This window comes from Streptomyces sp. NRRL B-24085, from assembly GCF_001282115.1.
In the GTDB taxonomy this organism is placed as follows: domain Bacteria; phylum Actinomycetota; class Actinomycetes; order Streptomycetales; family Streptomycetaceae; genus Streptomyces.
Genome location: NZ_LJBR01000655.1, coordinates 1 through 2,899, shown reverse-complemented (window position 1 = coordinate 2,899; position 2,899 = coordinate 1). Strand labels below are relative to the sequence as shown.

The 2,899-nt window shown below is 76.8% G+C and carries 2 protein-coding genes; one reads left to right on the top strand and one right to left on the bottom strand.

The window, feature by feature from the left end; all coding sequences use genetic code 11:
- Positions 1–186 precede the first annotated feature (186 nt).
- Positions 187–1,467: a glycosyltransferase 87 family protein gene (locus AOJ26_RS40905; protein ID WP_053853383.1), complete on the bottom strand. Its 1,281-nt coding sequence runs from the start codon at positions 1,465–1,467 to the stop codon at positions 187–189.
- 252 nt (positions 1,468–1,719) lie between these two features.
- Between AOJ26_RS40905 and AOJ26_RS40900 the strand changes: the two genes are divergently transcribed.
- A partial coding sequence (locus AOJ26_RS40900) for a helix-turn-helix domain-containing protein (protein ID WP_159044536.1) occupies positions 1,720–2,899 on the top strand: 1,180 nt, incomplete at its 3' end.

Genomic DNA, 2,899 nt, shown 5'->3' with positions numbered 1-2,899 from the left:
CTCCCCGGGCCCGCCCGAACCGCACCTCGCGCTCGACGACGAAGGGCATCCTCGGGAGTGTGGGCCATGCTGCGGGACAACGGCCCCGCAGCGCACGCCGGTTCGGCGCCACGACCGCCGACGCCACCGCGACCGGTCCTGAAGCAACCGACCGGAGAGCGGGAATGACGACTCGTCAGACCAGGGTCACGGTCGGCCACGCAGGCCGACCCGGTCCGTGGAGACGGAACGGCCGGCTGCCGGCGGCCACCGGAACCAGCCCGCGAGGACCAGCGGCAGGACGAGGTAGCCGAAGCGGGTCGCCGGCATGAGACAGATGGCGAGTCCCAGGCCGACCGCCAGCCGGTCCGCCGCCGCACGGACGGTACGGGGCGGCCGTACCAGCAAGGAGACCGTCACCCCCAGCGCCGCGGCCAGCAGCGCGCCCGTCGCGAGGGCGGTACCGCCCGGCACGTGCACGGCCAGCAGCCGGCCCGGCAGCGGGCTGGTCGCCGGGGAGCGGACCCCGCCCTCGCCGAGCGGGAAGAGCGCCACGTGCTCGACGAAGGCGTGCGGGTCGGCGAGTGCGACGGGCACCACGGCCGCCGCCGCCACCGACAGCGCGGTCAGCGCCGCCCGCAGCGCCGGGCGCCGCCCCGCCGTGACCGCGAGCAGCACCAGCCCCACCGGCAGCAGCGGCCACGCCGTCCACTTCAGCGCGGCCGCCGCGCCCATCGCCAGACCGGCCGCGGTACCCGAGCCGCCCCGGCCCGCGAGCGCCAGACCCAGGCACATCAGCCCGACCACCGGCAGGTCCACCCCGCCGACGGCCAGCGGCAGCGCCACCGCGGGGAAGGCGGCGAGCAGCGCCACCGCACCCACCGGCCGCGGAACGGGGGCCCCGGCGGGCCGCCGCGCGGCGAAGAACACGCCGACCAGGAAGGTGAGGCAGAACCAGACCCGGGCATCGGTGAACGGGCCCCCGCCGAAGAGGGCGCGCGGGACGCCGAACAGCGCCATGCCGGGCAGGTACGGGTCGTAGTCCACGGTGTGCGCCGGGCGGGGCAGGTAGGGGCTGCCGGTGTGCAGCAGCAGCGCCCCCGAGCGTTCGACGACACCGACCTCCGACTGGGCCGCGCCCGAGACGACGAGCACCACCAGCGGCACCAGGACCGCGCCGAGCAGCGCGGCGCACGCCACCGCCCGGTTCCCGGTCCGTGGGCCCCGCGCCGAGAGCACCGCCGCCGTGCCGTACCCGGCCGCCGCGCAGGCGCCCCAGACCCGGTGCGGGCCGAGCCCCGTCGTCGTCGCCAGCGCCAGCGCGAACCCCGCGCACCCCAGCCAGTAGGCCCACGCCCGGCGCGCGAGCGAGAAACCGCGGCGCCGGGGGAGCGCGGGCGAGGGGGCCTGCCCGAGGTGTCCCACCCCCGTGAGGACACCTCGGGCAGTGGGTGAGGGCGGTGTCGCCGCCCCGTTCGTGATGGTCATGTCGTCCCCCGAAAGGTCTGCGCGCAGGGACCGCACGGCTGCGGTACGGCCCCTGGGACGAGGCCCGTGACCACGAGTCCAGCGCCCGGTGCGTTGTTCAGCAGCCACCGCACGCCACTGTGAACAAAACAAAGTGCCTGGTGACGGGCGTGGCGGAACCTTGCGGGCGGTCCGCGGGGTTCCTTAGGGTGGCGGCGGCGAACAGGCGTCCACGACACGGGCGCGGGCGGACACGGGGGAGACGGGACACACATGGGCCGTCGGGAGACCCCGGTCGATCCGGCCGCCGGACCGGTGCCGAGGTTCGCGTACGCACTCCGCAAGCTCCGCCAGGAGGCCGGCGGCCCCACCTACCGCGAACTCGCCCGCCGGGCGCACTTCTCCGTGACCGCGCTGTCCCAGGCCGCGGCCGGCGAGCACCTGCCCTCGCTCCAGGTGACCCTCGCCTACGCGGCGGCCTGCGGGGGCGACCCGGACGAGTGGGAGCGCCGCTGGCGGGAGGCCGACCGGGAGGTCCGCGAGGCGGCCGCCGGCCAGGACGACGACACCGAGCCGCCCTACCTCGGCCTCGCCCGCTTCGAACCCGACGACCACGAGCGGTACTTCGGCCGCGACCGGCTCGTCACGGCGCTGCGGCACCGGGTCCGCGAGCGCCGTTTCACCGCCGTCTTCGGCCCCTCCGGCAGCGGCAAGTCCTCGCTCCTGCGGGCCGGACTGATCCCGGCCCTGCGCGCCGAGCGCGAACTGGCCGCGATCCGTGTCCTCACCCCCGGCCCCCGCCCGGCCCGCACCCACGCCGACGCGCTGCGGCCGGTGGGGACGGGCGACACCCTGGTCGTGGTCGACCAGTTCGAGGAGGTCTTCACCCTCTGCCGGGACCCGGACGAACGCCGGGCGTTCCTCGACCTGCTGCTCGCCGCCCGGGAGCCGGAGAGCGGGGTGCGGGTCGTCGTCGCCGTACGGGCGGACTTCTACGGCCGCTGCGCCGAACACCGGGGTCTGGCGGACGCGTTGGGGGAATCCGGTCTGCTGGTCGGCCCGATGGACCCGGCCGAGCTGCGCGAGGTGATCGTCAAGCCCGCCCAGCGCGCCGGACACATCGTGGAACGGGCCCTGACCGCCCGCCTGGTCGGCGAGATGGCCGACGAGCCCGGCGCTCTCCCCCTGCTCTCGCACGTCCTGCGCGAGACCTGGCGCCGCCGCCGCGGCCGGGCCCTGACCGAGGAGGCGTACGAGGCCGCGGGCGGTGTCCACGGGGCCATCGCCCAGAGCGCCGAGGAGATCTGGGCCGACCTCTCCCCGGAGCACGCGGAACTCGCCCGCCGGGTCCTGCTGCGACTGGTCACCCCCGGCGAGGGCGCCCAGGACACCCGCCGCCCGGTCGACCGCACCGAACTGGACTTCACCGCGCCCTCGGCCGACACCGCCGCCC

Excerpts from the sequence above, each read along its gene's own strand:
- AOJ26_RS40905 (WP_053853383.1), bottom strand. The coding sequence starts at position 1,467 with ATGACCATCACGAACGGGGCGGCGACACCGCCCTCACCCACTGCCCGA.